General features: G+C 36.0%; 37 protein-coding genes. All 37 read right to left on the reverse strand.

The window, feature by feature from the left end; all coding sequences use genetic code 11:
* Positions 1-227 precede the first annotated feature (227 nt).
* The 37 genes from BMX09_RS02820 to rpsJ all read right to left on the reverse strand — a co-directional run bounded on the left by BMX09_RS02820 (position 228) and on the right by rpsJ (position 20,862).
* Positions 228-1,247: a metal ABC transporter solute-binding protein, Zn/Mn family gene (locus BMX09_RS02820; protein ID WP_089746191.1), complete on the reverse strand. Its 1,020-nt coding sequence runs from the start codon at positions 1,245-1,247 to the stop codon at positions 228-230.
* A 25-nt stretch (positions 1,248-1,272) separates the two neighbouring features.
* On the reverse strand, positions 1,273-1,389 hold the full coding sequence (locus tag BMX09_RS10045; protein WP_089746192.1) for a putative metal homeostasis protein: 117 nt from the start codon (positions 1,387-1,389) through the stop codon (positions 1,273-1,275).
* Between the two features lie 27 nt (positions 1,390-1,416).
* A complete protein-coding gene (gene rpsN / locus BMX09_RS02830; protein ID WP_089746193.1) occupies positions 1,417-1,686 on the reverse strand; it encodes a 30S ribosomal protein S14 in 270 nt (89 codons plus the stop codon).
* Between the two features lie 151 nt (positions 1,687-1,837).
* On the reverse strand, positions 1,838-3,205 hold the full coding sequence (gene nox / locus BMX09_RS02835) for a H2O-forming NADH oxidase (RefSeq protein ID WP_089746194.1): 1,368 nt from the start codon (positions 3,203-3,205) through the stop codon (positions 1,838-1,840).
* A 117-nt stretch (positions 3,206-3,322) separates the two neighbouring features.
* A complete protein-coding gene (gene truA, locus BMX09_RS02840; RefSeq protein WP_089746195.1) occupies positions 3,323-4,096 on the reverse strand; it encodes a tRNA pseudouridine(38-40) synthase TruA in 774 nt (257 codons plus the stop codon).
* An 87-nt stretch (positions 4,097-4,183) separates the two neighbouring features.
* Positions 4,184-4,981, reverse strand: coding sequence for an energy-coupling factor transporter transmembrane component T family protein (locus BMX09_RS02845; RefSeq protein ID WP_089746196.1), 798 nt, complete (start codon positions 4,979-4,981; stop codon positions 4,184-4,186).
* Positions 4,975-5,841 (reverse strand): energy-coupling factor ABC transporter ATP-binding protein, encoded by an 867-nt coding sequence (locus BMX09_RS02850; protein ID WP_089746197.1) that lies wholly within the window; start codon positions 5,839-5,841, stop codon positions 4,975-4,977. Before BMX09_RS02850 ends, BMX09_RS02845 begins: the two co-directional genes overlap by 7 nt.
* A complete protein-coding gene (locus BMX09_RS02855) occupies positions 5,817-6,656 on the reverse strand; it encodes an energy-coupling factor ABC transporter ATP-binding protein (RefSeq protein ID WP_089746198.1) in 840 nt (279 codons plus the stop codon). The genes BMX09_RS02850 and BMX09_RS02855 overlap by 25 nt, the downstream gene beginning before the upstream one ends.
* Before the next feature lie 237 nt (positions 6,657-6,893).
* A complete protein-coding gene (rplQ, locus tag BMX09_RS02860; protein ID WP_089746199.1) occupies positions 6,894-7,274 on the reverse strand; it encodes a 50S ribosomal protein L17 in 381 nt (126 codons plus the stop codon).
* A gap of 33 nt (positions 7,275-7,307) precedes the next feature.
* Positions 7,308-8,252 (reverse strand): DNA-directed RNA polymerase subunit alpha, encoded by a 945-nt coding sequence (locus tag BMX09_RS02865; protein WP_089746200.1) that lies wholly within the window; start codon positions 8,250-8,252, stop codon positions 7,308-7,310.
* A gap of 69 nt (positions 8,253-8,321) precedes the next feature.
* Positions 8,322-8,708: a 30S ribosomal protein S11 gene (gene rpsK / locus BMX09_RS02870; RefSeq protein WP_089746201.1), complete on the reverse strand. Its 387-nt coding sequence runs from the start codon at positions 8,706-8,708 to the stop codon at positions 8,322-8,324.
* Positions 8,709-8,738: 30 nt separating this feature from the next.
* The gene (gene rpsM, locus BMX09_RS02875) at positions 8,739-9,104 is read right to left on the reverse strand and encodes a 30S ribosomal protein S13 (protein WP_089746202.1); all 366 of its coding nucleotides are present in this window, start codon (positions 9,102-9,104) and stop codon (positions 8,739-8,741) included.
* 25 nt (positions 9,105-9,129) lie between these two features.
* A complete protein-coding gene (gene rpmJ / locus BMX09_RS02880; protein ID WP_022155406.1) occupies positions 9,130-9,243 on the reverse strand; it encodes a 50S ribosomal protein L36 in 114 nt (37 codons plus the stop codon).
* 33 nt (positions 9,244-9,276) lie between these two features.
* On the reverse strand, positions 9,277-9,495 hold the full coding sequence (infA, locus tag BMX09_RS02885) for a translation initiation factor IF-1 (protein ID WP_005607446.1): 219 nt from the start codon (positions 9,493-9,495) through the stop codon (positions 9,277-9,279).
* 126 nt (positions 9,496-9,621) lie between these two features.
* Positions 9,622-10,266 (reverse strand): adenylate kinase, encoded by a 645-nt coding sequence (locus BMX09_RS02890; RefSeq protein WP_089746203.1) that lies wholly within the window; start codon positions 10,264-10,266, stop codon positions 9,622-9,624.
* A gap of 79 nt (positions 10,267-10,345) precedes the next feature.
* Positions 10,346-11,644 (reverse strand): preprotein translocase subunit SecY, encoded by a 1,299-nt coding sequence (gene secY / locus BMX09_RS02895; protein ID WP_089746204.1) that lies wholly within the window; start codon positions 11,642-11,644, stop codon positions 10,346-10,348.
* On the reverse strand, positions 11,644-12,084 hold the full coding sequence (gene rplO / locus BMX09_RS02900; protein ID WP_089746205.1) for a 50S ribosomal protein L15: 441 nt from the start codon (positions 12,082-12,084) through the stop codon (positions 11,644-11,646). The genes secY and rplO overlap by 1 nt, the downstream gene beginning before the upstream one ends.
* A 35-nt stretch (positions 12,085-12,119) precedes the next feature.
* Positions 12,120-12,299 carry a 50S ribosomal protein L30 gene (rpmD, locus tag BMX09_RS02905; protein WP_089746206.1) on the reverse strand — a complete coding sequence of 60 codons (180 nt, stop codon included), beginning with the start codon at positions 12,297-12,299 and terminating at the stop codon, positions 12,120-12,122.
* Between the two features lie 12 nt (positions 12,300-12,311).
* Positions 12,312-12,812: a 30S ribosomal protein S5 gene (gene rpsE, locus BMX09_RS02910; RefSeq protein ID WP_089746207.1), complete on the reverse strand. Its 501-nt coding sequence runs from the start codon at positions 12,810-12,812 to the stop codon at positions 12,312-12,314.
* 21 nt (positions 12,813-12,833) lie between these two features.
* Complete coding sequence (gene rplR, locus BMX09_RS02915) at positions 12,834-13,190, reverse strand: 50S ribosomal protein L18 (protein WP_089746208.1); 357 nt, start codon at positions 13,188-13,190, stop codon at positions 12,834-12,836.
* 67 nt (positions 13,191-13,257) lie between these two features.
* The gene (gene rplF / locus BMX09_RS02920) at positions 13,258-13,794 is read right to left on the reverse strand and encodes a 50S ribosomal protein L6 (protein WP_089746209.1); all 537 of its coding nucleotides are present in this window, start codon (positions 13,792-13,794) and stop codon (positions 13,258-13,260) included.
* A 27-nt stretch (positions 13,795-13,821) separates the two neighbouring features.
* A complete protein-coding gene (rpsH, locus tag BMX09_RS02925; RefSeq protein WP_089746210.1) occupies positions 13,822-14,220 on the reverse strand; it encodes a 30S ribosomal protein S8 in 399 nt (132 codons plus the stop codon).
* Positions 14,221-14,252: 32 nt separating this feature from the next.
* Positions 14,253-14,438, reverse strand: a complete 186-nt coding sequence (locus BMX09_RS02930; protein WP_089746211.1) for a type Z 30S ribosomal protein S14 — start codon at positions 14,436-14,438, stop codon at positions 14,253-14,255.
* Positions 14,439-14,459: 21 nt separating this feature from the next.
* Complete coding sequence (rplE, locus tag BMX09_RS02935; RefSeq protein ID WP_089746212.1) at positions 14,460-14,999, reverse strand: 50S ribosomal protein L5; 540 nt, start codon at positions 14,997-14,999, stop codon at positions 14,460-14,462.
* Positions 15,000-15,024: 25 nt separating this feature from the next.
* Positions 15,025-15,336 (reverse strand): 50S ribosomal protein L24, encoded by a 312-nt coding sequence (gene rplX, locus BMX09_RS02940; RefSeq protein ID WP_089746213.1) that lies wholly within the window; start codon positions 15,334-15,336, stop codon positions 15,025-15,027.
* Between the two features lie 31 nt (positions 15,337-15,367).
* Positions 15,368-15,736: a 50S ribosomal protein L14 gene (gene rplN, locus BMX09_RS02945; RefSeq protein ID WP_089746214.1), complete on the reverse strand. Its 369-nt coding sequence runs from the start codon at positions 15,734-15,736 to the stop codon at positions 15,368-15,370.
* A gap of 46 nt (positions 15,737-15,782) precedes the next feature.
* Positions 15,783-16,049 carry a 30S ribosomal protein S17 gene (gene rpsQ, locus BMX09_RS02950; RefSeq protein WP_089746215.1) on the reverse strand — a complete coding sequence of 89 codons (267 nt, stop codon included), beginning with the start codon at positions 16,047-16,049 and terminating at the stop codon, positions 15,783-15,785.
* A gap of 29 nt (positions 16,050-16,078) precedes the next feature.
* The gene (gene rpmC, locus BMX09_RS02955) at positions 16,079-16,285 is read right to left on the reverse strand and encodes a 50S ribosomal protein L29 (protein ID WP_089746216.1); all 207 of its coding nucleotides are present in this window, start codon (positions 16,283-16,285) and stop codon (positions 16,079-16,081) included.
* Positions 16,275-16,709 carry a 50S ribosomal protein L16 gene (rplP, locus tag BMX09_RS02960; RefSeq protein WP_089746217.1) on the reverse strand — a complete coding sequence of 145 codons (435 nt, stop codon included), beginning with the start codon at positions 16,707-16,709 and terminating at the stop codon, positions 16,275-16,277. The genes rpmC and rplP overlap by 11 nt, the downstream gene beginning before the upstream one ends.
* A 2-nt stretch (positions 16,710-16,711) precedes the next feature.
* A complete protein-coding gene (gene rpsC / locus BMX09_RS02965) occupies positions 16,712-17,371 on the reverse strand; it encodes a 30S ribosomal protein S3 (protein ID WP_089746218.1) in 660 nt (219 codons plus the stop codon).
* Positions 17,372-17,374: 3 nt separating this feature from the next.
* A complete protein-coding gene (gene rplV / locus BMX09_RS02970) occupies positions 17,375-17,731 on the reverse strand; it encodes a 50S ribosomal protein L22 (RefSeq protein ID WP_089746219.1) in 357 nt (118 codons plus the stop codon).
* Between the two features lie 17 nt (positions 17,732-17,748).
* A complete protein-coding gene (gene rpsS / locus BMX09_RS02975; protein WP_089746220.1) occupies positions 17,749-18,030 on the reverse strand; it encodes a 30S ribosomal protein S19 in 282 nt (93 codons plus the stop codon).
* A 47-nt stretch (positions 18,031-18,077) separates the two neighbouring features.
* Positions 18,078-18,908, reverse strand: coding sequence for a 50S ribosomal protein L2 (gene rplB, locus BMX09_RS02980; protein WP_089746221.1), 831 nt, complete (start codon positions 18,906-18,908; stop codon positions 18,078-18,080).
* 44 nt (positions 18,909-18,952) lie between these two features.
* A complete protein-coding gene (gene rplW, locus BMX09_RS02985) occupies positions 18,953-19,243 on the reverse strand; it encodes a 50S ribosomal protein L23 (RefSeq protein WP_089746222.1) in 291 nt (96 codons plus the stop codon).
* Positions 19,243-19,866, reverse strand: a complete 624-nt coding sequence (gene rplD / locus BMX09_RS02990) for a 50S ribosomal protein L4 (RefSeq protein WP_089746223.1) — start codon at positions 19,864-19,866, stop codon at positions 19,243-19,245. Before rplD ends, rplW begins: the two co-directional genes overlap by 1 nt.
* A gap of 27 nt (positions 19,867-19,893) precedes the next feature.
* Positions 19,894-20,532, reverse strand: coding sequence for a 50S ribosomal protein L3 (gene rplC / locus BMX09_RS02995; protein ID WP_089746224.1), 639 nt, complete (start codon positions 20,530-20,532; stop codon positions 19,894-19,896).
* A gap of 21 nt (positions 20,533-20,553) precedes the next feature.
* Positions 20,554-20,862 (reverse strand): 30S ribosomal protein S10, encoded by a 309-nt coding sequence (gene rpsJ, locus BMX09_RS03000; RefSeq protein ID WP_143054367.1) that lies wholly within the window; start codon positions 20,860-20,862, stop codon positions 20,554-20,556.
* Positions 20,863-21,136: the final 274 nt, after the last annotated feature.

Raw genomic sequence — 21,136 nt, forward strand, 5'->3', positions numbered from 1 at the left:
GGTTTGTTCGGCAACCTTATCCACCTAATCGTCTTATCAAGTTTCTGTTCGTAGGCTCAAGAACTTTGCTACACCACTTCCTTCATCTATACCATTTCTGATACCAACTTGTGGTTCGCTACACTTGGCGGTAAATACCCGTGACTGGACTTTCACCAGCTAGATTAGTGCCATGCTTGGCACACAAAAAAAAGCGCTAGATAACAATCATCTAGCACTCAAGTAATTTATTGATTTGTTGTTTTTAATAAAGCTTGCAGATTAGCTTTCATTACTGAAATATAATCTTCACCACTATCTATTTGTTCTTGGGTCAAACTTTCTAATGGATTTAAAACTAGTAATTCAACACCTGTTTCATCTGCTAATGTTTTAGCAATTTTTTCTGAAGCATTTTCTTCAAAATAAATATATTTTACTTGATTTTCTTTTACAAAATCAGATAATTCTGCTAATCGTTGGGGTGATGGTTCCACTTCTGCAGATAATCCAGTAATGGCTATTTGTTTTAGATTAAATTCTCTAGCTAAATAACCAAAAGCAGCATGTTGCGTTACAAAAGTTCGAGTCTTTACATCTTTTAGAGCTTCTTTGTACTCATTATCTAAGGAAGTTAATTTTTCAATATAAGCTTTAGCATTCGCTTTAAAGGTTTCAGCTTTTTCTGGATAAGCTGCTGCTAATTGATTTGTAATATTATTTACTACTTCAATTGATAGCTCAGGTGATAACCATACATGTGGGTCAAATTCATGATGGTGACCATCGTGGTGGTCTCCTTCTTCATGATGTTCTTCACCCTCATGGTCATGGTGGTCTCCTTCTTCATGATGTTCTTCACCCTCATGGTCATGATGGTCTCCTTCTTCATCTTCATCAGAACCAGGCATTAAGGTAATTCCTTCTGTTCCTTTAATGACCACTACACCATCCTCTTCTAATGAAGGTTTTAAATCTTCTACCCAATGTTCCATATTTTCATCTAAATACACAAAAGCATCAGACTCATACATATGGGCAATATCTTTGGCAGAAGGCTCATATCCATGTGGCTCAGTACCAGCACCAATTAACAATGATACCTCTCCTTCTTCACCCATAATATTTTTTGTAAAATCATACACTGGATAAAAAGTTGTCATTACTTTCAACTTACCATTATGATTCTCTGTTTGTTGACTTTGATTATTAGCAGAACAACCAACCAATAATAAAGCCGCTGAAACTAAAGCTATTATCTTTTTCATTATACTCTCCCTTTCTTCTTAACTCCTAGGTTTTCTTCTTATTACGTTTATTTTCGTGAATTACTTTTAATGCACGACGCTTTGTTTTAATATTTTTACTTTTCATCTCACGATAAGCAGATGATAATTCTGATTTCCCCATAAATACACCTCTTTATTCTAAATTATTTTACCAACTAGCTTTTTTCACACCAGGGATTTCCCCTTTATGAGCTAATTGTCTAAAATTAATTCTCGACATACCAAATTTACGCATATATCCTCTTGGTCTCCCATCCAAGCGATCACGATGTTTCAAACGATTAGGATTAGAATCTTTCGGCAATTTTGCTAATGCTTCATAATTCTTCTCCTTTTTCAATTGAATTCTAATATCACGATACTTTTCAACCATTTCTAATTGACGATTGTATTTTGCAATTTTTGATTTTTTTGCCATACCCTATTAACCTTTTCCTTTCTGTTTTAAATCGTAACTCTTACGTTTTAAAAGTATAACATTATATTTTTAATATTTCAACTATTATTTATCATGAACAAAAAAAAGACACCTACTACATTTAGTAAGTGCCTTGAGGAATTCCAACTCTTTATTTAGCTGATAATGCAGCCATTGTAATATAGTTATATGGTTGGTTAAAGTGTGGTAAGAAGAAAATATCTAATAATGCTAAACGATCAATTGTAACTTTTTCTTGAATTGCTAATGAGAACATATGAATTCCCATTGATACATCTTCTTTAGATACCATTTGACAACCTAATACAACACGAGTATCTGCATCGTAAACAATTTTAATCTTAACTTCATAGTTATCATGTTCCATGAAAGCAGGTTTTTGTAAATCACTGAAGCTTGTTTCAACTGCATTGTAACCAGCGCGTTTTGCTTTTTCTAATGTCAAACCTGTTGATACCATCTTCAAGTCAAAAATACAAATACCATTTGAGCCTTGTACCCCAATCGATTCTAATTCAGTACCGCATGCATTATGAGCTGCAACTATTCCTGAACGAACTGCATTAGTAGCTAAAGCAATATAGTTTGACGCTTCAATGGCATTATCATAAACTGTTGCACAGTCACCCACTGCATAAACACCATCATAACTTGTTTGTTGTTTTTTGTTAACTAAGTATGCTCCATTTGTAAATAATTCTAATTTTTCTTTTCCTAATGTATTATTTGGACGGAAACCAACTGCCATTACAACCATATCTACATCAAATGTTTCTTTGTCGGTTACAATGCGTTCTACTTTTGTTGTTCCTTCAACAGCTTTTACTGTTTGACCAAATGCACAATGAATACCATTATCTTTTAAGTTTTGTGCCATAATTTCAGTAAAGTCATGATCATAGTAATTAACTAAGCAAGTATCTGCTACATCAATTAAAATGACTTCTTTATTTAAACGTTTAAATGCTTCTGCTAATTCAACCCCAATATACCCTGCACCAACAACCGCAACACGTTTTAAGTCTGGTCTTTCTAATTTATCGATAACTTCTTGCGCATTTTGATATAATTTAACAAATTGCACATTTTCTAGAGTAGCTTTAAATTCAAGATTATCTTTTACTAATTCAATCCCTTTAATTGGTGGAATAATTGGAATAGAACCTGTGGCCAAAATTAATTTGTCGTAAGATTCGATGTGTTCCTTACCTTCTAATAAAACATGAACTTCTTTGTTTTCAAAATCAATATATTGAACTGGTGTATTCATGTGAACTTTCGCTCCAGCTGCTTCCAATTGATCTTTGTCTGAATAAAATAAGCCTTCTGGACCAGAAATTTGTTGACCAATCCATAATGCCATGCCACATCCTAGGAATGAAATATTTGAATTTTGATCAAATACTACTACTTCATTCTCTTTACCATAATTTGCTAACATTGTGTTAATACATGCTGTTCCTGCGTGATTTGCACCAACTACTACGATTTTGCTCATTAGATTACTCCCTTTCTATCTCCAAATCATTTTTGAATAATACCTTTATTCAGTGACAGTATATCATATAGGGGAATCGTTTACAATTATAATCATTCTAAACTAATACAGTTTTTTTTACTGTACTAACTTACTTTTATCTAATTCTTGATAGAATACTTCATCTAAAAATAAACCTTGTGGCGGTGCAGTTGGTCCGGCCTCATTTCTGTTTTTTACAACAATTAAACGTTCTAATTCATTAACTGGGCGCAATCCATTCCCAATTTGTAGTGTGGTCCCTACTAAAATACGAATCATATTATATAAAAATCCATTACCTTCAAATATAAAACAGACCTCATGACTTGTTTCATCGCGGTAAACTAATGCCTTTGTGACCGTTCTAACTTTATCTTCCTTATCTGTTTTCGTTGAGCAAAAACTTGTAAAATCATGAGTTCCAATAATAGCATTTAAAGCCGTTTGCATTTTATCTAAATCAAGTCGGTACGGATGATGCAAAGTATATAAGCGTTTAAACGGATCAATAGCTTGTGTATTACTAACACGATAGATATAGCGTTTCCCTTTTACAGTATATCTAGCATGAAAATCCTCATCCACTTTTTCTACTTCTTTTACCAAAATATCATCTGGTAATAAACTATTTAATGCACGTTTCGCACCTTCAGTAGAGATATCGGCCGGATAATCAAAATGGATAACTTGTCCATTCGCATGTACGCCTGAATCCGTTCTACCTGATGCACAAACTGGAATATACATCCCCTTAGTCATCTTTTTTAATGCCTTATTCAATTCCGCTTGAATACTATTACCATTTGTTTGTACTTGATACCCAACATAATTCGTACCATCATAAGCGATAATTGCTTTATATCTATTCATTCATTGTTCCTCATTTCTATCTATCTTCTTGTAATACTACACTGAAAATAAAAATAAGACAAGCCATACTCTGACTCGTCCTACTCATTATCCTCTTAAATAAACTAATGCCATTGTTAAACAACTCATCGCCACAAAAACATATACATCATGCTTACCATACTTTAATACACGAAATTTCGTTCTTCCTTCGCCACCTTGATATCCTCTAGCTTCCATCGCCAAAGATAAATCAAGGGCACGATTAAAAGCACTCACAAATAATGGCACCAAAATCGGAATAACGGCTTTAATTTGTTGCACTAAGGAACCTTCACCAAATTCCACCCCACGAGCACGCTGAGCATTCATAATTTTTTGAGCTTCATCCATTAAAGTCGGTACAAAACGAAATGCAATCGACAACATTAATGCTAATTCGTGAACGGGGAACTTTATTTTTTCTAAAGGCTTTAAAATTGCTTCAATCGAATCCGCTAAAGATAATGGCGGTGTCGTTAATGTTAATAATGTCGACATCACAATAATCAATACAAAACGCATAAAAATATAGCATGCGTTCACAATTCCAAAAGAAGTAATCTGAATAAAATGCCATTGGAAATAAGTAGTCCCGCCAGTTGTAAAAAACATCTGCAAGCCTACTGTAAAAATAATAATCCACAATAAAGGTTTAATGCCTTTTACAAAAAAATTAACTGGAATTTGGGATAAATAGATTGCCAAAAACACAAAAGCAAACAATAAAGCATATGTCACCCAATTATTTGCTAAAAAAATAATAAAAATAAAGAAAAATGTTGCTAATAACTTAGTACGCGAATCCAATCGATGGATAAATGAATCACCTTGAATATAACGTCCTAGTAATACTTGATTTAACATCGATTAGCCTCCTGATATTTTGCAATAATAAAACTTGTTAGCTCTTCAGTTGTTAAAGGATTTGCATCTGTTTTTAAACCTTTTTCGACCAATTTACTAAAAAATTGATTCGCTGTTGAACGTCCTAATTGTTTATCCAACATCCAATTCATATCCTTAAATAATTCTTTTGGCGAACCAGTTTTAGCAATTCGACCTTTTTCGACCACAATAACATGCTCTGCATAATCACAGACATCATCCATATTATGCGTCACTAAAATAATCGACATACCTTTTTCACGATACAAACGATAAAACATCTCCATCATGTCAATTCGACCTTGTGGATCTAAGCCTGCAGTAGGTTCATCTAACACCAAGACTTCAGGCTGCATTGCTAATACGCCAGCAATTGCCACACGACGCATCTGTCCCCCTGATAAATCAAAAGGCGACTTCTCTAACACATTCTCATCCAAACCAACCATAGCCGCTGTTTGACGAGCAATCTCCAAAGCATCCTTTTCACTTACACCAAAATTTTGTGGCCCAAAAGCAATATCTTTTATCACTGTCTCTTCAAATAATTGTGATTCAGGAAATTGGAATACAATCCCTACTTTTTTTCGAATTGGCTTTAAAGATTTATTAGCAGTAGTATCATCAATCTTTTCACTCCCAATCCAGACTTCCCCTTCAGTAGGCTTTAATAGCGCATTTAAATGTTGTAAGATAGTCGATTTACCTGAACCGGTATGACCAATAATAGCCGTATAAGAATGATTAGGAATTGTAAAATCAACATCAAATAAAGCCCTTTGTTCAAAAGGCGTTCCTGCTTGATAGTCAAAATTTACGTGTTTAAAAGATATTTCCATATCCAGTCTACCAACCTTTCCTCATCCATATACTCTGTCGGAACATTAATCCCTTTTTGAGCCAATTCATATTTTAACTTTTCAGAAAATGGTACATCTAAACCTTTTTCTACTAATTCTAAACCTATTTTAAAAATTTCATCTGGCGTCCCAATCTGATCTACTTGACCTTGGTTCATCATGATAATTTTATCGGCCCTACTTGCTTCATTAATATCATGAGTAATAGAAATCACCGTCATATTCTTCGTTTGATGCAATTCCTCAATAGTTTGAATCACTTCTAAGCGCCCTTCTGGATCAAGCATCGATGTCGACTCATCCAAGATAATGACTTTCGGTGATAAAGCAATAATTCCCGCAATCGCCACTCTTTGTTTTTGTCCACCAGATAAACGAGCTGGCTCACGAGTTTCAAAGCCTGTCATCTTCACCCGTTTTAAAGCATCTTCAATCCGAATAAGCATTTCTTCACGAGGAATCCCATTATTTTCTAAACCAAAAGCAATATCATCCTCAACCGTATTCCCAACAAATTGATTATCCGGGTTCTGAAAGACCATACCAACATTTTTTCGACAATCATATACATTCTCATATGTCATTTTAACACCATTAATAAAAACAGTCCCCGAATTTGCTTCTAATAAACCATTCATAATTTTTGCAACAGTTGATTTTCCAGAGCCATTATGACCAATAATTGCGACCCATTCACCTGGAAAAATTTTAAACGATATATCAGATAGTGCCTTCTTTTCACTATTATGATAAGTATAATTAATATTTTGTAATTCTATTATAGCTTTTTCCACTCTTTAATCAACTCCTCTAAAAAATATGAATAATTATAGGTAAAAAAAATACACTTTTTAGATGAATGTGCTGGCTCACGAAAATAATCATGAGCCAACTCGAGCTAGACTAAATAGTTATCAATAATCCTTTCTATAAAAGAACCTCCTATTCCGTCAAAAATGTGACGGAATAGAAGATAACTACTAACATCATAACGCTCTTTTCATACATCGAAAAGTGTTCGCTTGGTTTTATTAAACTAATTCAATAATTACCATTGGAGCAGCGTCTCCACGGCGAGGTTCTGTTTTAAGAATACGAGTGTATCCTCCTTGACGTTCACTATAACGTGATGCTAAGTCGTTGAATAATTTTTGTAAAGCTGATTCAACAACGATGTTTTCGCCTTCTTCGCGAACATCTGCAACTTCATTACGAACATATTTAGCTGCTTGACGACGAGCATGTAAGTCTCCACGTTTACCTAAAGTAATCATTTTTTCTGTAGTAGAACGGATTTCTTTAGCACGAGCTTCTGTTGTAACGATACGTTCGTTAATAATTAAGTCAGTTGTTAAGTCACGCATCATTGCTTTACGTTGCGCGCTTGTACGTCCTAATTTACGGTAAGCCATTTTAGTATATTCCTCCTTCTTAAGAGTTTTGTGTTAGTCTTCGCGTCTTAAGTCTAAGTTCAATTCAACTAGTTTGTGTTTCACTTCTTCAAGTGATTTACGTCCTAAGTTACGAACTTTGATCATTTCCGCTTCAGATTTATTTGTTAATTCTTGAACAGTGTTAATTCCAGCACGTTTTAAGCAGTTATAAGATCTAACTGATAAATCAAGTTCTTCGATAGTCATTTCAAGCATTTTCTCTTTATGACTTTCTTCTTTTTCTACCATAATCTCAGCTTTACGAGCTTCATCTGTTAAGTTTACAAAAATATTTAAGTGAGCTGTTAAGATTTTAGCAGCTAAACTGATCGCTTCTTCAGGAGAAATAGATCCGTCAGTCCACACATCTAATGTCAACTTATCATAAATATTTTTTTGTCCGATACGAGTATTTTCAACTTGATAGTTTACTTTACTTACCGGAGTATAAATTGAGTCAATTGGAATAACACCAATTGGCATATTGTCAGTTTTATTATATTCTGAACGAACATACCCGCGACCATTTTTCGCGTTCATGCGAACGTGGAAACGGTGACCTTCACCGACAGTACAAATATATAAGTCTGGATTTAGAACTTCCATGTCACTATCACAACGGATATCACCGGCAGTAACAACAGCTGGTCCTGTAACATCTAATTCTAAAGTTTTATCATCTTCGCTAAAAGATTTTAATGCCACTTTCTTTAAGTTTAAAATAATTGCAGCTACATCTTCTACCACACCATCAACTGTTGAATATTCATGTAAAACACCGTCTACTTGAATATCTGTAATTGCAGTACCTGGTAATGATGATAATAAAATGCGACGTAATGAGTTCCCTAATGTAGTGCCATAACCGCGTTCAAGTGGTTCAACAACGAATTTACCAAATTTGGCATCTTCGCTGATCTCAATCGTTTCAATTTTTGGTTTTTCAATTTCGATCATTATTATTACCCCTTTCAAAACGTATGTACATCATGTGATTGTAATATACAGTTCGTAAGTAACAAACAATTACACACGACGACGTTTTGGAGGACGACATCCATTATGAGGAATTGGTGTTACGTCACGAATTGCAGTAACTTCTAAACCTGTAGCTTGTAATGAACGGATTGCTGCTTCACGTCCTGAACCAGGTCCTTTTACAGATACTTCAACAGATTTCATACCATGTTCCATTGATCCTTTTGCAGCTTGTTCAGCAGCCATTTGAGCTGCGAATGGAGTAGATTTTTTAGAACCTCTGAATCCTAATGAACCAGCAGAAGACCATGAAATTGCATTACCATGAACGTCTGTAATCATAACAATTGTATTATTAAATGTTGAACGGATGTGAGCTACACCTGTTTCAATATTTTTTTTCACGCGGCGTTTGCGTACAACTTTCTTTGCCATGAAGTGTTAACCTCCTTCTTTAATTAATTTTTATTTTTTCTTACCTGCAACGGCTTTTGATGGGCCTTTACGAGTACGAGCATTATTTTTTGTGTTTTGTCCACGAACTGGTAATCCGTGACGGTGACGCATACCACGATAAGAACCGATTTCCATTAAACGTTTAATGTTTAAGTTCTTTTCACGACGTAGGTCTCCTTCGATTTTTAGTTTATCAACTTCTGCACGAATACGATCTAATTCGTCGTTTGATAATTCACGAACACGAGTATCTTCTGAAACATTAGCTGCTGCTAAAATTGCTTTAGAAGTTGTCATACCGATTCCGTAGATGTATGTTAATGAAATAACAATACGTTTTTCACGTGGAATATCCACACCTGCAATACGAGCCATACTGTGAGTACCTCCTTATAATTTATTATCCTTGACGTTGTTTATGTTTGGGATTTTCGCAAATCACCATAACTTTACCATTGCGTTTAATGACTTTACATTTTTCGCAAATTGGTTTTACTGAAGCTCTAACTTTCATTGTTTTACCTCCTTCTATCATTGACGGAGTACATTATTTGAAGCGATACGTAATTCTTCCACGAGTTAAGTCATACGGTGATAACTCAACGGTAACTTTATCTCCTGGTAAAATTTTGATGTAATGCATACGGATCTTTCCAGAAACGTGTGCTAATACTTCGTGACCATTTTCAAGTTCTACCTTGAACATAGCATTTGGTAGCGTTTCATTAACAATACCTTCAATTTCAATTACGTCTTCTTTTGCCATGCTTCATCATCCTCCTTACTGAACAATTCGATAGTTGTCCTGTGTCTTTGGTTGACAAAAACTAATGTTATCTAACTGTTTTATTATACCATTTTTATACTAAAATGCAAATAAGTTTATCACTTATTAGCGCATAATTTTTTTAATGTCTTCAAAAATAGAATCAATATCTTTTCCGCCATCTACATTAACTAATACGCCTTTATCAGCATAATAGCTTAAAATTGGTTTTGATTGTTCAAGATTAATTTGGATACGATTTTCAACTGTTTCTGGTTTATCGTCTTCGCGTTGATAGAAATCTGATGAACCACAACGGTCACATGTGTCTTCTACTTTTGGTGGGTTATTTACTTTATGATAAGTAGCCCCACAACCACGACAGATGATACGTCCAGTAAGTCTTTGCATTAAAATAGACGGATCTACTTCGATATTAATAACCGCATCAATTTTGCGATCTAAATCTTTCATAATTCCATCTAATGCTTCTGCTTGGACTTGTGTACGAGGAAAACCATCTAATAAGAAACCATTTTTAGTGTCTTCTTGTGCCAAACGTTCTTTAACAATCCCGTTTGTAACTTCATCAGGAACTAATTCGCCTTTATCCATAAATGATTTAGCTTTTAATCCTAATTCAGTTTCTTCTTTCATTGCCGCACGGAACATGTCGCCCGTTGAAATATGCGGAATGTTATATTCTTTTACGATTCTTTCAGCTTGAGTACCTTTACCTGCACCAGGTAACCCCATTAAAATGACGTTCATACTTGTCCCCCTATCATAAAATATGAAGGAGTGACAAAACCAATAGTTATAAAAACCACGATTTTGCCGCTACTTCGAACTATTCCTCGATAAATCCTTGATATCTACGTTTAACCGTACGACCTTCGATTTGACGATTTACTTCAATTGCAACACCAACTACGATAAGTAAGCTAGTACCACCTAACATAATACCACGAGGAAGTGACCATAAAGCAGATGCAATCATTGGTAAAATCGCAATTAAACCAAGATAGAATGCTCCTACAGTACTTAAACGAAGTAATAATGATGAAATATATTGTTCAGTATCGTTACCCGGACGAACACTTAAGATATAAGCACCTTGTTTTTGTAAGTTTTCAGCAACTTTTTCTGGATTCACTTGTACGAATGCATAGAAATAAGTAAAGATAATGATTAATAGTGTGAATAGACATGCCCCAATAGGTTGAGTCAAGTCAAAAATCATACTAGTAACTTTGAACCAGTGATCTTCACTATGAGTTGCAGACACAAAACCAAGAACTGTACTTGGTAATGTCATAAATGAACTTGCAAAAATAACGGGAATAACTCCTGCTGAGTTAATTTTAAGTGGTAAACGTGAAGTTTCATTAGAACCTGTCGCACGTTTAGAATGTTGGATTGGTAAACGACGTTGTGCTTGTTCAACAAATACAACTAACGCAATTACCAAGATTACTGCAACGATTAAAGCAGCAGTAAATCCTAAAGCACGATACAAGTCTCCACCTGATTTACCAGCGATATTTTGATTATAGAATGTGAAAATATCAGATGGCATTCTTGCAATAATACCAGCAAAGATTAAAATTGATACCCCATTACTAATACCTTTAACAGTAATCATGTCTCCTAACCAAGTTAAGAACATGGTACCTGTTGTTAGTACTAAAGCAATCATAATATATGTTTGCATACTAGGGTTTGTAATTAATCCAAAATTAGACAAAGCATTAAAGCCAAGCGATACCCCTAATGCTTGGATAAATCCAATAACAATAGTTAAGTATCTTGTTGCTTGATTTAATTTTCTACGTCCAACTTCACCTTGCTTAGACCATTCAACAAAAGTAGGTAAAATATCCATCTGTAACAATTGAACAACGATTGACGCTGTAATATATGGTGAAACACCCATTGAAAAGATTGAATAGCTTGATAAAGCCCCACCACTAAATGTGTTTAAAATGTTGAATAAGCCTTCATTTGAAAATGCTTGAATGGCAGCTGCATTTACACCAGGTACTGTAATATGAGTACCAATTCTAAAAACGACCAAAATCATCATTGTAAATAATAAACGATCTCGTACGTCTTTTTCTTGAAATGCATTTTTCATTCGTGTGAACATTAGATCACCTCGATTGATCCACCTGCAGCTTCAATAGCTTCTTTTGCTGCTTGTGAGAATTTATTTGCTTTAACAGTAAGTTTACGTTCTAATTTACCATTTGCTAAAATTTTGATACCGTCTAATTCGTTTTTAACAATACCAGATTCTACTAATACAGCAGCAGTGATTTCTTGTCCATCTTCAAAACGGTTTAATGTTTCTAGATTAACAACTGCATATTCTTTACGGTTAATATTTTGGAAACCGCGTTTTGGAATACGACGGAATAATGGTGTTTGTCCACCTTCAAATCCTAATCTTACTCCTCCACCTGAACGAGCTTTTTGACCTTTATGTCCACGACCAGATGTTTTACCATTTCCTGAACCTTGTCCTCTACCAACACGGTTACGTTCTTTACGTGAACCTACTGATGGTTGTAATTCATGAAGTTTCATGTTTCGGGCACCTCCTTATAAGTTAAGTTTATCTATTAAACTTCCTCTACATCTACTAAATGGCTAACTGTACGAACCATGCCTTTGATAGCATCGTTTGCAGGTTTTACCACAGTAGATCTGATTTTTGTTAAGCCTAAAGCTTTAACAGTATCAACTTGATTTTGAGGACGTGCGATTAAGCTACGTTTTAAAGTAATCTTTAATTCTGCCATTTTAAAGTCCTCCTATCCTAATAATTCTTCTACAGATTTGCCACGTAATGCAGCAACATCTTCAACACGTTTTAATTGTTTTAATCCTTCGATTGTAGCACGAACCATGTTTACTGGTGTGTTAGAACCTAAAGATTTTGAAGTAACGTCGTGGATACCTGCTAATTCAACTACCGCACGTACAGGACCACCTGCAGCAACTCCAGAACCGGCTTGAGCTGGTTTCAATAATACGTTACCGCCACAGTAGCGTCCGATTACTTCGTGAGGAATTGTAGAACCACTTGTTGGAACTTCAACCAAGTTTTTCTTCGCATCTTCAATTGCTTTACGGATTGCTTCTGGAACTTCTTGAGCTTTACCAGTACCAAAACCAACGTGTCCATTACGGTCACCAACCACTACTAAAGCAGCGAAACGTAAACGACGTCCACCTTTAACAACTTTAGTTACGCGGTTAATCGCAACAACGCGATCTTCTAACTCTAAGTTTCTTGCATCAATGTTAACCATGTGTTGTGGATCCTCCTTTTCCTAAAATTCTAGTCCATTTTCGCGAGCAGCTTCAGCTAAAGCTTTTACACGTCCATGGTATAAGTATCCACCACGGTCAAAGACTACCTTTTTAATATTTTTTTCTGTTCCGCGTTCAGCGATTAATTTACCAACAGCTGTAGCTTCTTCAGTTTTTGTTCCGTTTTCTACGTTTGTATCTAATGTAGAGGCACTTGCTAGCGTCACACCCGCTACGTCATCAATTAATTGAGCGTAGATGTTTTTGTTAGAACGAAAAACGTTCAAGCGTGGGCACTCAGCAGTACCAGAAATTTTGCGACGTACTCGTGCGTGACGGCTTTGACGCACTTTATTTTTGTCTGGTTTTGTAATCACAATTTTCACCTCTTCTATCTATTTTTATGCTACTAAGAGCGAGATAAAAGGCAAATAATAGATATTATTATTTACCTGTTTTACCTTCTTTACGACGTACAAATTCATCAACATAACGAATTCCTTTACCTTTATAAGGTTCTGGAGGACGAACGCCACGAATGTTAGCTGCTAATTCGCCAACTTTTTGTTTGTCATAACCTTTTACAATAATTTTTGTGTTTGATGGTACTTCTACAACCAAGCCTTCTTCTGGTGTGAATTCAACTGGATGTGAGTATCCAACGTTCAATACAAGTTTGTTTCCTTGTAATTGAGCACGGTAACCTACCCCGATAAGATCCAATTCTTTTTGGAATCCTTCAGTAACTCCAACAACCATGTTGTTGAAAATAGCACGTGTTGTTCCGTGGATTGTTTTGTTTTCTTTAGAATCATCTGGACGAGCAAACACAACTTCACCTTCGTTTTGAGTTAATGTGATAGCTGGGTTGAATGTGTATGATAATTCACCTTTAGGACCTTTTACTGTTACAGTATTGTCTTTTAAGTCGATTGTTACTCCTGCTGGAATAACAACTGGTTTATTTCCGATACGGCTCACTACGGTGCACCTCCTTGTTTTCTAATATTACCAAACGTATGCTAATACTTCTCCACCTACGTTTTTAGCTCTTGCTTCTTTATCTGTTACAACACCTTCTGATGTTGAAATGATTGCGATACCTAAGCCATTTAAAACTTTTGGCACTTCGCCAGTTTTTGCATAAACACGTAAACCTGGTTTTGAAATACGTTTCAATCCTGTGATTACACGTTCATTATTCTTGCCATATTTCAAGAATACTTTGATTACATTTTGCTTGTCATCTTCTTTTACTGAATAGTCTTTAATAAAACCTTCATTTTTTAAGATTTCAGCAATTGCCAATTTCATGTTTGATGCTGGGACTTCTAAAGACTCGTGACGTACCATGTTAGCGTTACGAATACGAGTTAAGAAATCTGCGATTGGATCTGTCATAACCATTAAGTTGTACCTCCTTTAATCAAGTTTAGTGTTTACCAACTTGCTTTCTTCATTCCTGGGATTTGCCCTTTATAGGCAAGCTCGCGTAAACAAATACGGCAAAGTTTGAATTTACGATATACTGAATGCGGACGACCACAAACTTCACAACGTGTATACTCTTGAGTTGAGAATTTCGCTGGACGTTTGTTTTTTGCGATCATTGATTTTTTAGCCAAACTATTTCGCCTCCTATATTTTTATTTTTGGAAAGGCATTCCAAGTTGTGTTAATAATTCTTTAGACTCTTCATCAGAGTTTGCAGTAGTTACGATAACGATATCCATACCACGTACTTTATCTACTTTATCATAGTCGATCTCTGGGAAAATTAATTGTTCTTTAACTCCTAGAGTGTAGTTTCCACGACCGTCGAATGATTTTTTAGAAATACCACGGAAATCACGTACACGTGGAAGTGACACTGTCACTAATTTATCTAAGAAATCATACATTTGTTCGCCACGTAAAGTAACTTTAGTACCGATAGGCATACCTTCACGTAAACGGAAACCAGCGATTGATTTTTTAGCAGTTGTAATAACTGGTTTTTGACCAGCAATTAATGTTAATTCTTCAACAGCTTTTTCTAAGTTTTTAGCATTTGTTGTTGCATCACCAACACCCATGTTGATAACGATTTTTTCAACTTTTGGTACTTCCATAATAGATTTATAGCCAAACTTTTCCATTAATGAAGCTACCACTTCGTTGTTATATTTTTCTTTTAAGCGGTTCATGCAGGATGGTCCTCCTTCCTAAAAATTACTTATCTAATTGTTCACCTGTGCGTTTTGACACACGAACTTTTTTGCCATCTACTACTTTGTAGCCTACACGTGTAGGTTGTCCTGTAGAAGGGTCAATGAACATAACGTTTGAAACATGAATTGGTGCTTCCATTTCTACGATTCCACCTGTTTGGTTCGCTTGAGATGGTTTTTGATGTTTTTTAACGATGTTTACGCCTTCAACAAGAACGCGGTTTTGTTTTGGAAAGCTTTTTAAAATTACGCCTTCTTTACCTTTGTTTTTACCTGAGATTACTTTTACTTTATCACCAGTTTTAACGTGCATGTGTTGTACACCTCCTTCGTTTTGAAAAGTTTTATAGTACTTCTGGAGCTAATGAAACGATCTTCATGTAGTTGTTGTCACGTAATTCACGTGCAACAGGTCCAAAGATACGTGTTCCACGAGGACTCTTGTCATCACGAATGATAACACATGCGTTTTCGTCAAATTTAATGTATGAACCGTCTTTACGACGAGCTCCTGATTTTGTACGAACGATAACTGCTTTAACTACTTCACCTTTTTTAACAACTCCACCTGGTGTTGCTTGTTTAACAGTTGCGACAATTACATCTCCGATGTTGGCTGTTTTACGGCCAGATCCACCTAAAACTTTAATCGTTAATACTTCACGGGCACCTGAGTTGTCAGCTACCTTTAGACGAGATTCAGCTTGAATCATTGTTGGTTCCTCCTTTCAAGCGTATGGAACATATATTTATTTAATATTAAATAATTACTGCTTCTTCTACAATTTCAACTAAACGGAAACGTTTTGTTGCTGATAATGGACGAGTTTCCATAATTTTAACAATATCTCCCAATTTAGCTGAGTTATTTTCATCATGTGCTTTAAATTTCTTTGTATATTTTACGCGTTTACCGTAAGTTGAGTGACGTTTGTAAGTTTCGATTGCAACTACAATAGTCTTGTCCATCTTATCTGATACTACGCGACCTTGATAAACTTTACGTTGGTTACGTTCTTCAGCCATAATTTATCATTGCCTCCTTTGCTGAGTGATTATTTTTGCAATTCTTCTTGACGCAATGCAGTCTTGATACGTGCAATTTGTTTACGTACTTCGCGAATGCGAGCAGTATTTTGTAATTGCCCTGTAGCAAGTTGGAATCGTAAGTTGAATAATTCTGTTTTAAATTCTTGTTCTTTTTCAACCATTTCAGCAGTGGATAACCCTTTAAGTTCATTTTTAAGTTCATTAACCTTCATTCGATTCACCACCAATTTCTTCACGTTTCACAAATTTAGTTTTAACTGGCAATTTGTGTGATGCCAAACGAAGTGCTTCACGAGCTACTTCTTCAGATACGCCTGCAATTTCAAACATGATTTTACCACGTTTAACTGGTGCTACCCAACCTTCAGGTGCCCCTTTACCAGAACCCATACGAACCCCGATAGCTTTAGCAGTATATGATTTGTGAGGGAAAATTTTGATCCATACTTTCCCACCACGTTTCATGTAACGAGTCATTGCGATACGAGCTGCTTCGATTTGACGGTTAGTAATCCAGTGAGATGTCACTGCTTGTAAACCATATTCGCCGAATGCGATTTCTTTTCCACCTTTAGCTTCTCCGCGCATTTTTCCACGGAATTCACGACGGTGTTTTACACGTTTTGGTACTAACATGATTATTTCCCTCCTTTCACTGATTTATTCTTTCTTGTTGGTAATACTTCATCACGGTAAATCCAAGTTTTAACACCTAGTTTTCCGTAAGTAGTATCTGCTTCTTCCCAAGCATAGTCGATATCGGCACGTAATGTATGCAATGGAACTGTTCCTTCTGAATAGCTTTCAGAACGAGCAATATCTGCACCGTTTAAACGACCTGATACCATTGTTTTAATACCTTTAGCTCCTGCACGCATTGTGCGTTGGATAGCTTGTTTTTGTGCACGACGGAAAGCAACACGACGTTCTAAGTCTCTTGCAATACCTTCTGCAACTAATTTAGCATCTAAATCAGGTTTTTTAATTTCTACAATATTAATGTGTACTTTTTTACCTGTTAATTTATTTAAGCTTAAGCGTAATTTATCTACTTCTGATCCGCCTTTACCGATAACCATTCCTGGTTTAGCAGTGTGGATAGAAACATTAACACGATTAGCAGCACGTTCAATTTCAATTGTTGAAACGCTAGCATCGCTTAATTGTTTACGGATATAATCACGGATTCTTAAATCTTCATGTAAGAAATTTGCGAAATCTTTATCTGCGTACCATTTAGAATCCCAGTCACGAATGATCCCAACACGCATTCCAATTGGATGAATTTTTTGACCCACTGATTATCCCTCCTTCTTCTCTGATACCACTACAGTGATGTGGCTTGTACGTTTTAAAATTTGTGAAGCTGAACCTTTTGCACGAGGACGGAAACGTTTCATTGTTGGTCCTTCGTTGACATAAGCTTCGCTTACATATAAGTTTTCTACATCTAAATCGTAATTGTGTTCTGCGTTAGCAATAGCTGACATTAAAACTTTTTCCACGATTGGAGAAGCCGCGCGTGGTGTGAATTTTAAGATAGAAATTGCATCGCCGATGTTTTTACCTCTAATAAGATCGACTACTAGACGAGCTTTACGAGGTGCAATACGAACTGTTTTTGCAAATGCTTTTGCAGACGTAATTTGTTCTGACATATTAAGTCCTCCCCTCGTTATTTACGTTTAGTTTTTTTGTCGTCACTTGCGTGACCACGATATGTTCTTGTTGGTGCGAATTCACCTAATTTGTGTCCAACCATATCTTCTTGAATATAAACTGGAACATGTTTTCTTCCATCGTAAACTGCAATTGTTAACCCAACAAAGTTAGGGAATACAGTTGAACGACGAGACCATGTTTTAATTACAACTTTTTTCTCGCTACCTTGAGCAGCTTCGACCTTTTTCATTAAATGAGCATCAATGAATGGTCCTTTTTTTAAACTACGACCCATGCTGATATCCTCCTTCCAGATTTTAATAGAATCAGATTAATCATTTATTATTTTTTACGACCACGAACAATAAGCTTGTTAGAACGAGCTTTTTTCTTACGTGTTTTGTATCCAAGAGTAGGTTTACCCCATGGAGACATTGGTGATGGACGCCCGATAGGAGCTTTACCTTCACCACCACCGTGTGGGTGATCGTTAGGGTTCATTACTGATCCACGAACTGTTGGACGTTTACGTAACCAACGAGAACGACCAGCTTTACCGATGTTTACTAATTCATGTTGTTCGTTACCTACTGAACCGATAGTAGCACGACAAGTTGATAAGATCATACGTACTTCACCTGAGTTCAAACGAACTAAAGTGTATTTACCTTCTTGACCTAATACTTGTGCACTTGTACCTGCTGAACGAACTAATTGTCCACCTTTACCAGGTTTAGTTTCAATGTTGTGGATAACTGTACCTACAGGGATGTTTGCTAATGGTAAAGCATTACCTACTTTAATATCAGCATTAACTCCTGATTCAATACGTTGCCCTACTTTAATACCTTTCGGTGCAATGATATAAGCTTTAACTCCGTCAGTATAGTGGATTAAAGCGATATTTGCTGAACGGTTTGGATCGTACTCGATTGCATTTACCACACCTTCAACGTTATCTTTGTTACGTTTGAAGTCGATAATACGGTAAGCACGTTTGTGTCCGCCACCTTGGTGACGTACAGTAATTTTACCTTGTGAGTTACGACCAGCGTTGTTTTTAGAAGATTCTAAAAGCGTTTTTTCAGGTTTTGTTTTAGTGATTTCACTAAAATCATAACCAGTCATATTACGACGGCCGTTTGAGGTTGGATTATATTTTTTAATCGCCACGTGTTTTCCCTCCTATTGTTATAGTAGTTTTTCTCTTAAAAGAATTAAGCTTCTTCTGAGAATAATTGAATATCTTTTGAAGATTCTGTTAACTTCACGATTGCTTTACGGCGTTTGTTAGTGTAACCAGCATAGCGGCCAACACGTTTTAACTTAGCACGTACATTTAAAATGTTTACTTTTTCAACTTTAACGTCGAAAATTTCTTCGATAGCTTGTCTTACTTGTGTTTTGTTCGCACGAACATCTACTTCGAAAGTGTATTTCTTTTCGTCAACAGCAAGCATTGAAGCTTCAGTAATGATAGGGCGTTTAATTACGTCTCTTGCATCCATTATTGAAGTCCCTCCTCTACTTTAGAAAGAGCAGCTTGTGTTAAGATTAATTTATCGTTGTTTACAACGTCTAAAACAGTAACGTTTGTTTCATCAACAATTGTTACGTTTGGTAAGTTACGTCCAGCTAATGCTGCAAAGTCGTTAGATGATTCTACAACCACTAATACTTTTGTATCAACGTTAAGGTTACTTAACATTTGTGCAAATTCTTTTGTTTTTGGTGCATCAAATTGTAATGCGTCTACAACAAATAATTTGTTGTCTAATACTTTTTGTGATAATACAGATTTAATCGCTAAGCGACGAACCTTTTTAGGTAATTTATAGCTATATGAACGAGGTGTTGGTCCGAATACAATACCTCCGCCACGCCATTGTGGTGAACGAATTGATCCTTGACGTGCACGACCAGTTCCTTTTTGACGCCATGGTTTGCGTCCTCCGCCGCTTACTGCGCTACGGTTTTTAACTGCGTGAGTTCCTTGTCTTAATGAAGCACGTTGCATGATGATTGCATCAAATACTACGCTTTCGTTTGGTTCAATACCAAAAATCCCATCGTTTAATTCGATTTCGCCATTTTGCGTACCGTCTTGTTTAAATAAAGTAACTTTAGTCATTCTCTCGTTCCTCCTCTCTTACAATAATTATTTGTTTTCTGCTTTAATAGCAGTTTTGATTTCTACTAATGATTTTTTAGAACCTGGAACATTACCTTTAATTAAGATAACATTACGTTCTGCATCAACCTTAACGATTTCAAGGTTTTGGATAGTAATTCTATTTCCACCCATTTGACCTGGTAAAGCTTTACCTTTGAATACGCGTGATGGTGATGATGCTCCACCCATTGAACCTGGGCGACGGTGGTAACGAGATCCGTGAGCCATTGGTCCACGTGATTGTCCATGACGCTTGATAGCACCTTGGAAACCTTTCCCTTTAGATGTACCAGTTACGTCAACAACGTCTCCTGCTTGGAATACGTCTACTGTTAATTCTTGTCCTACTGTGTACTCGCTAAGCTCTACATTGTTGATTTCACGAATGAAGCGCTTAGGAGTAGCATTTGCTTTTGCTACATGACCTTTAGCAGGTTTGTTTGATAATACTTCACGGATATCTTCGAAACCTAATTGAACAGCTTCATATCCATCGTTTTCCATTGTTTTTAATTGTAATACAACGTTAGGTTGTACTTCAACAACAGTTACAGGTACTAATTCTCCTGATTCTGTAAAGTATTGAGTCATTCCTACTTTTTTACCTAAGATTCCTTTTGTCATGGTTACACCTCCATTTTATTATTATAGTTTGATTTCGATGTCAACGCCACTTGGTAAATCAAGTTTCATTAATGCGTCAACAGTTTTTGGTGTTGGGCTTACAATATCAATTAAACGTTTGTGAGTACGCATCTCGAATTGTTCACGAGAATCTTTGTACTTGTGAGTCGCACGAATAACTGTGTAAACTGATCTTTCTGTTGGCAATGGAATTGGTCCAGCTACGCTAGCTCCAGTTCTTTTTGCAGTTTCTACGATTTTTTCCGCTGATTGGTCAAGCGCACGGTGTTCGTAAGCTTTTAAACGGATACGGATTTTTTGTTTTGCCATTGTCTCTCCTCCTTCGTCAATTGTTTTAGTAACAAGACTAGCTCCACGTGAATTTCCGACCTCTACCCATTCGTGGCAAAGCGTCCGGGTGTGTCGCAACCTCTCGTTTCATCGCTACCCCAAATAAAATTTAGGGGAGTGTTTCAGTGAAGTTTTTGTCCTTTGCTGTAACACTTTTATAAGTATACATGTGTTATGAAAAATAATCAAGTGTTTTTTATTGATTTTTCAAACTTTTTTTATGAAAACGCAGCCGTGTGTTTCTTCCTTGTTC

Origin of the sequence: Granulicatella balaenopterae, from assembly GCF_900111135.1 — a bacterium.
GTDB lineage: Bacteria > Bacillota > Bacilli > Lactobacillales > Aerococcaceae > Granulicatella > Granulicatella balaenopterae.

Excerpts from the sequence above, each read along its gene's own strand:
- BMX09_RS02820 (WP_089746191.1), bottom strand. The coding sequence starts at position 1,247 with ATGAAAAAGATAATAGCTTTAGTTTCAGCGGCTTTATTATTGGTTGGT.
- BMX09_RS10045 (WP_089746192.1), bottom strand. The coding sequence starts at position 1,389 with ATGGGGAAATCAGAATTATCATCTGCTTATCGTGAGATGAAAAGTAAA.
- rpsN (WP_089746193.1), bottom strand. The coding sequence starts at position 1,686 with ATGGCAAAAAAATCAAAAATTGCAAAATACAATCGTCAATTAGAAATG.
- nox (WP_089746194.1), bottom strand. The coding sequence starts at position 3,205 with ATGAGCAAAATCGTAGTAGTTGGTGCAAATCACGCAGGAACAGCATGT.
- truA (WP_089746195.1), bottom strand. The coding sequence starts at position 4,096 with ATGAATAGATATAAAGCAATTATCGCTTATGATGGTACGAATTATGTT.
- BMX09_RS02845 (WP_089746196.1), bottom strand. The coding sequence starts at position 4,981 with ATGTTAAATCAAGTATTACTAGGACGTTATATTCAAGGTGATTCATTT.
- BMX09_RS02850 (WP_089746197.1), bottom strand. The coding sequence starts at position 5,841 with ATGGAAATATCTTTTAAACACGTAAATTTTGACTATCAAGCAGGAACG.
- rplQ (WP_089746199.1), bottom strand. The coding sequence starts at position 7,274 with ATGGCTTACCGTAAATTAGGACGTACAAGCGCGCAACGTAAAGCAATG.
- BMX09_RS02865 (WP_089746200.1), bottom strand. The coding sequence starts at position 8,252 with ATGATCGAAATTGAAAAACCAAAAATTGAAACGATTGAGATCAGCGAA.
- rpsK (WP_089746201.1), bottom strand. The coding sequence starts at position 8,708 with ATGGCAAAGAAAGTTGTACGCAAACGCCGCGTGAAAAAAAATATTGAA.
- rpsM (WP_089746202.1), bottom strand. The coding sequence starts at position 9,104 with ATGGCTCGTATTGCAGGTGTGGATATTCCACGTGAAAAACGTATTGTT.
- rpmJ (WP_022155406.1), bottom strand. The coding sequence starts at position 9,243 with ATGAAAGTTAGAGCTTCAGTAAAACCAATTTGCGAAAAATGTAAAGTC.
- infA (WP_005607446.1), bottom strand. The coding sequence starts at position 9,495 with ATGGCAAAAGAAGACGTAATTGAAATTGAAGGTATTGTTAATGAAACG.
- BMX09_RS02890 (WP_089746203.1), bottom strand. The coding sequence starts at position 10,266 with ATGAACGTCATTTTAATGGGGTTACCTGGTGCAGGTAAAGGTACTCAA.
- secY (WP_089746204.1), bottom strand. The coding sequence starts at position 11,644 with ATGTTCACACGAATGAAAAATGCATTTCAAGAAAAAGACGTACGAGAT.
- rplO (WP_089746205.1), bottom strand. The coding sequence starts at position 12,084 with ATGAAACTTCATGAATTACAACCATCAGTAGGTTCACGTAAAGAACGT.
- rpmD (WP_089746206.1), bottom strand. The coding sequence starts at position 12,299 with ATGGCAGAATTAAAGATTACTTTAAAACGTAGCTTAATCGCACGTCCT.
- rpsE (WP_089746207.1), bottom strand. The coding sequence starts at position 12,812 with ATGGTTAACATTGATGCAAGAAACTTAGAGTTAGAAGATCGCGTTGTT.
- rpsH (WP_089746210.1), bottom strand. The coding sequence starts at position 14,220 with ATGGTTATGACAGATCCAATCGCAGATTTCTTAACTCGTATTCGTAAC.
- rplE (WP_089746212.1), bottom strand. The coding sequence starts at position 14,999 with ATGAACCGCTTAAAAGAAAAATATAACAACGAAGTGGTAGCTTCATTA.
- rplX (WP_089746213.1), bottom strand. The coding sequence starts at position 15,336 with ATGCACGTTAAAACTGGTGATAAAGTAAAAGTAATCTCAGGTAAAAAC.
- rplN (WP_089746214.1), bottom strand. The coding sequence starts at position 15,736 with ATGATTCAAGCTGAATCTCGTCTAAAGGTAGCTGACAACTCAGGTGCC.
- rpsQ (WP_089746215.1), bottom strand. The coding sequence starts at position 16,049 with ATGGCTGAAGAACGTAACCAACGTAAAGTTTATCAAGGTCGCGTAGTA.
- rpmC (WP_089746216.1), bottom strand. The coding sequence starts at position 16,285 with ATGAAGGTTAATGAACTTAAAAATGAACTTAAAGGGTTATCCACTGCT.
- rplP (WP_089746217.1), bottom strand. The coding sequence starts at position 16,709 with ATGTTAGTACCAAAACGTGTAAAACACCGTCGTGAATTCCGTGGAAAA.
- rplV (WP_089746219.1), bottom strand. The coding sequence starts at position 17,731 with ATGTCAGAACAAATTACGTCTGCAAAAGCATTTGCAAAAACAGTTCGT.
- rpsS (WP_089746220.1), bottom strand. The coding sequence starts at position 18,030 with ATGGGTCGTAGTTTAAAAAAAGGACCATTCATTGATGCTCATTTAATG.
- rplW (WP_089746222.1), bottom strand. The coding sequence starts at position 19,243 with ATGGATGCAAGAGACGTAATTAAACGCCCTATCATTACTGAAGCTTCA.
- rplD (WP_089746223.1), bottom strand. The coding sequence starts at position 19,866 with ATGACTAAAGTTACTTTATTTAAACAAGACGGTACGCAAAATGGCGAA.
- rplC (WP_089746224.1), bottom strand. The coding sequence starts at position 20,532 with ATGACAAAAGGAATCTTAGGTAAAAAAGTAGGAATGACTCAATACTTT.
- rpsJ (WP_143054367.1), bottom strand. The coding sequence starts at position 20,862 with ATGGCAAAACAAAAAATCCGTATCCGTTTAAAAGCTTACGAACACCGT.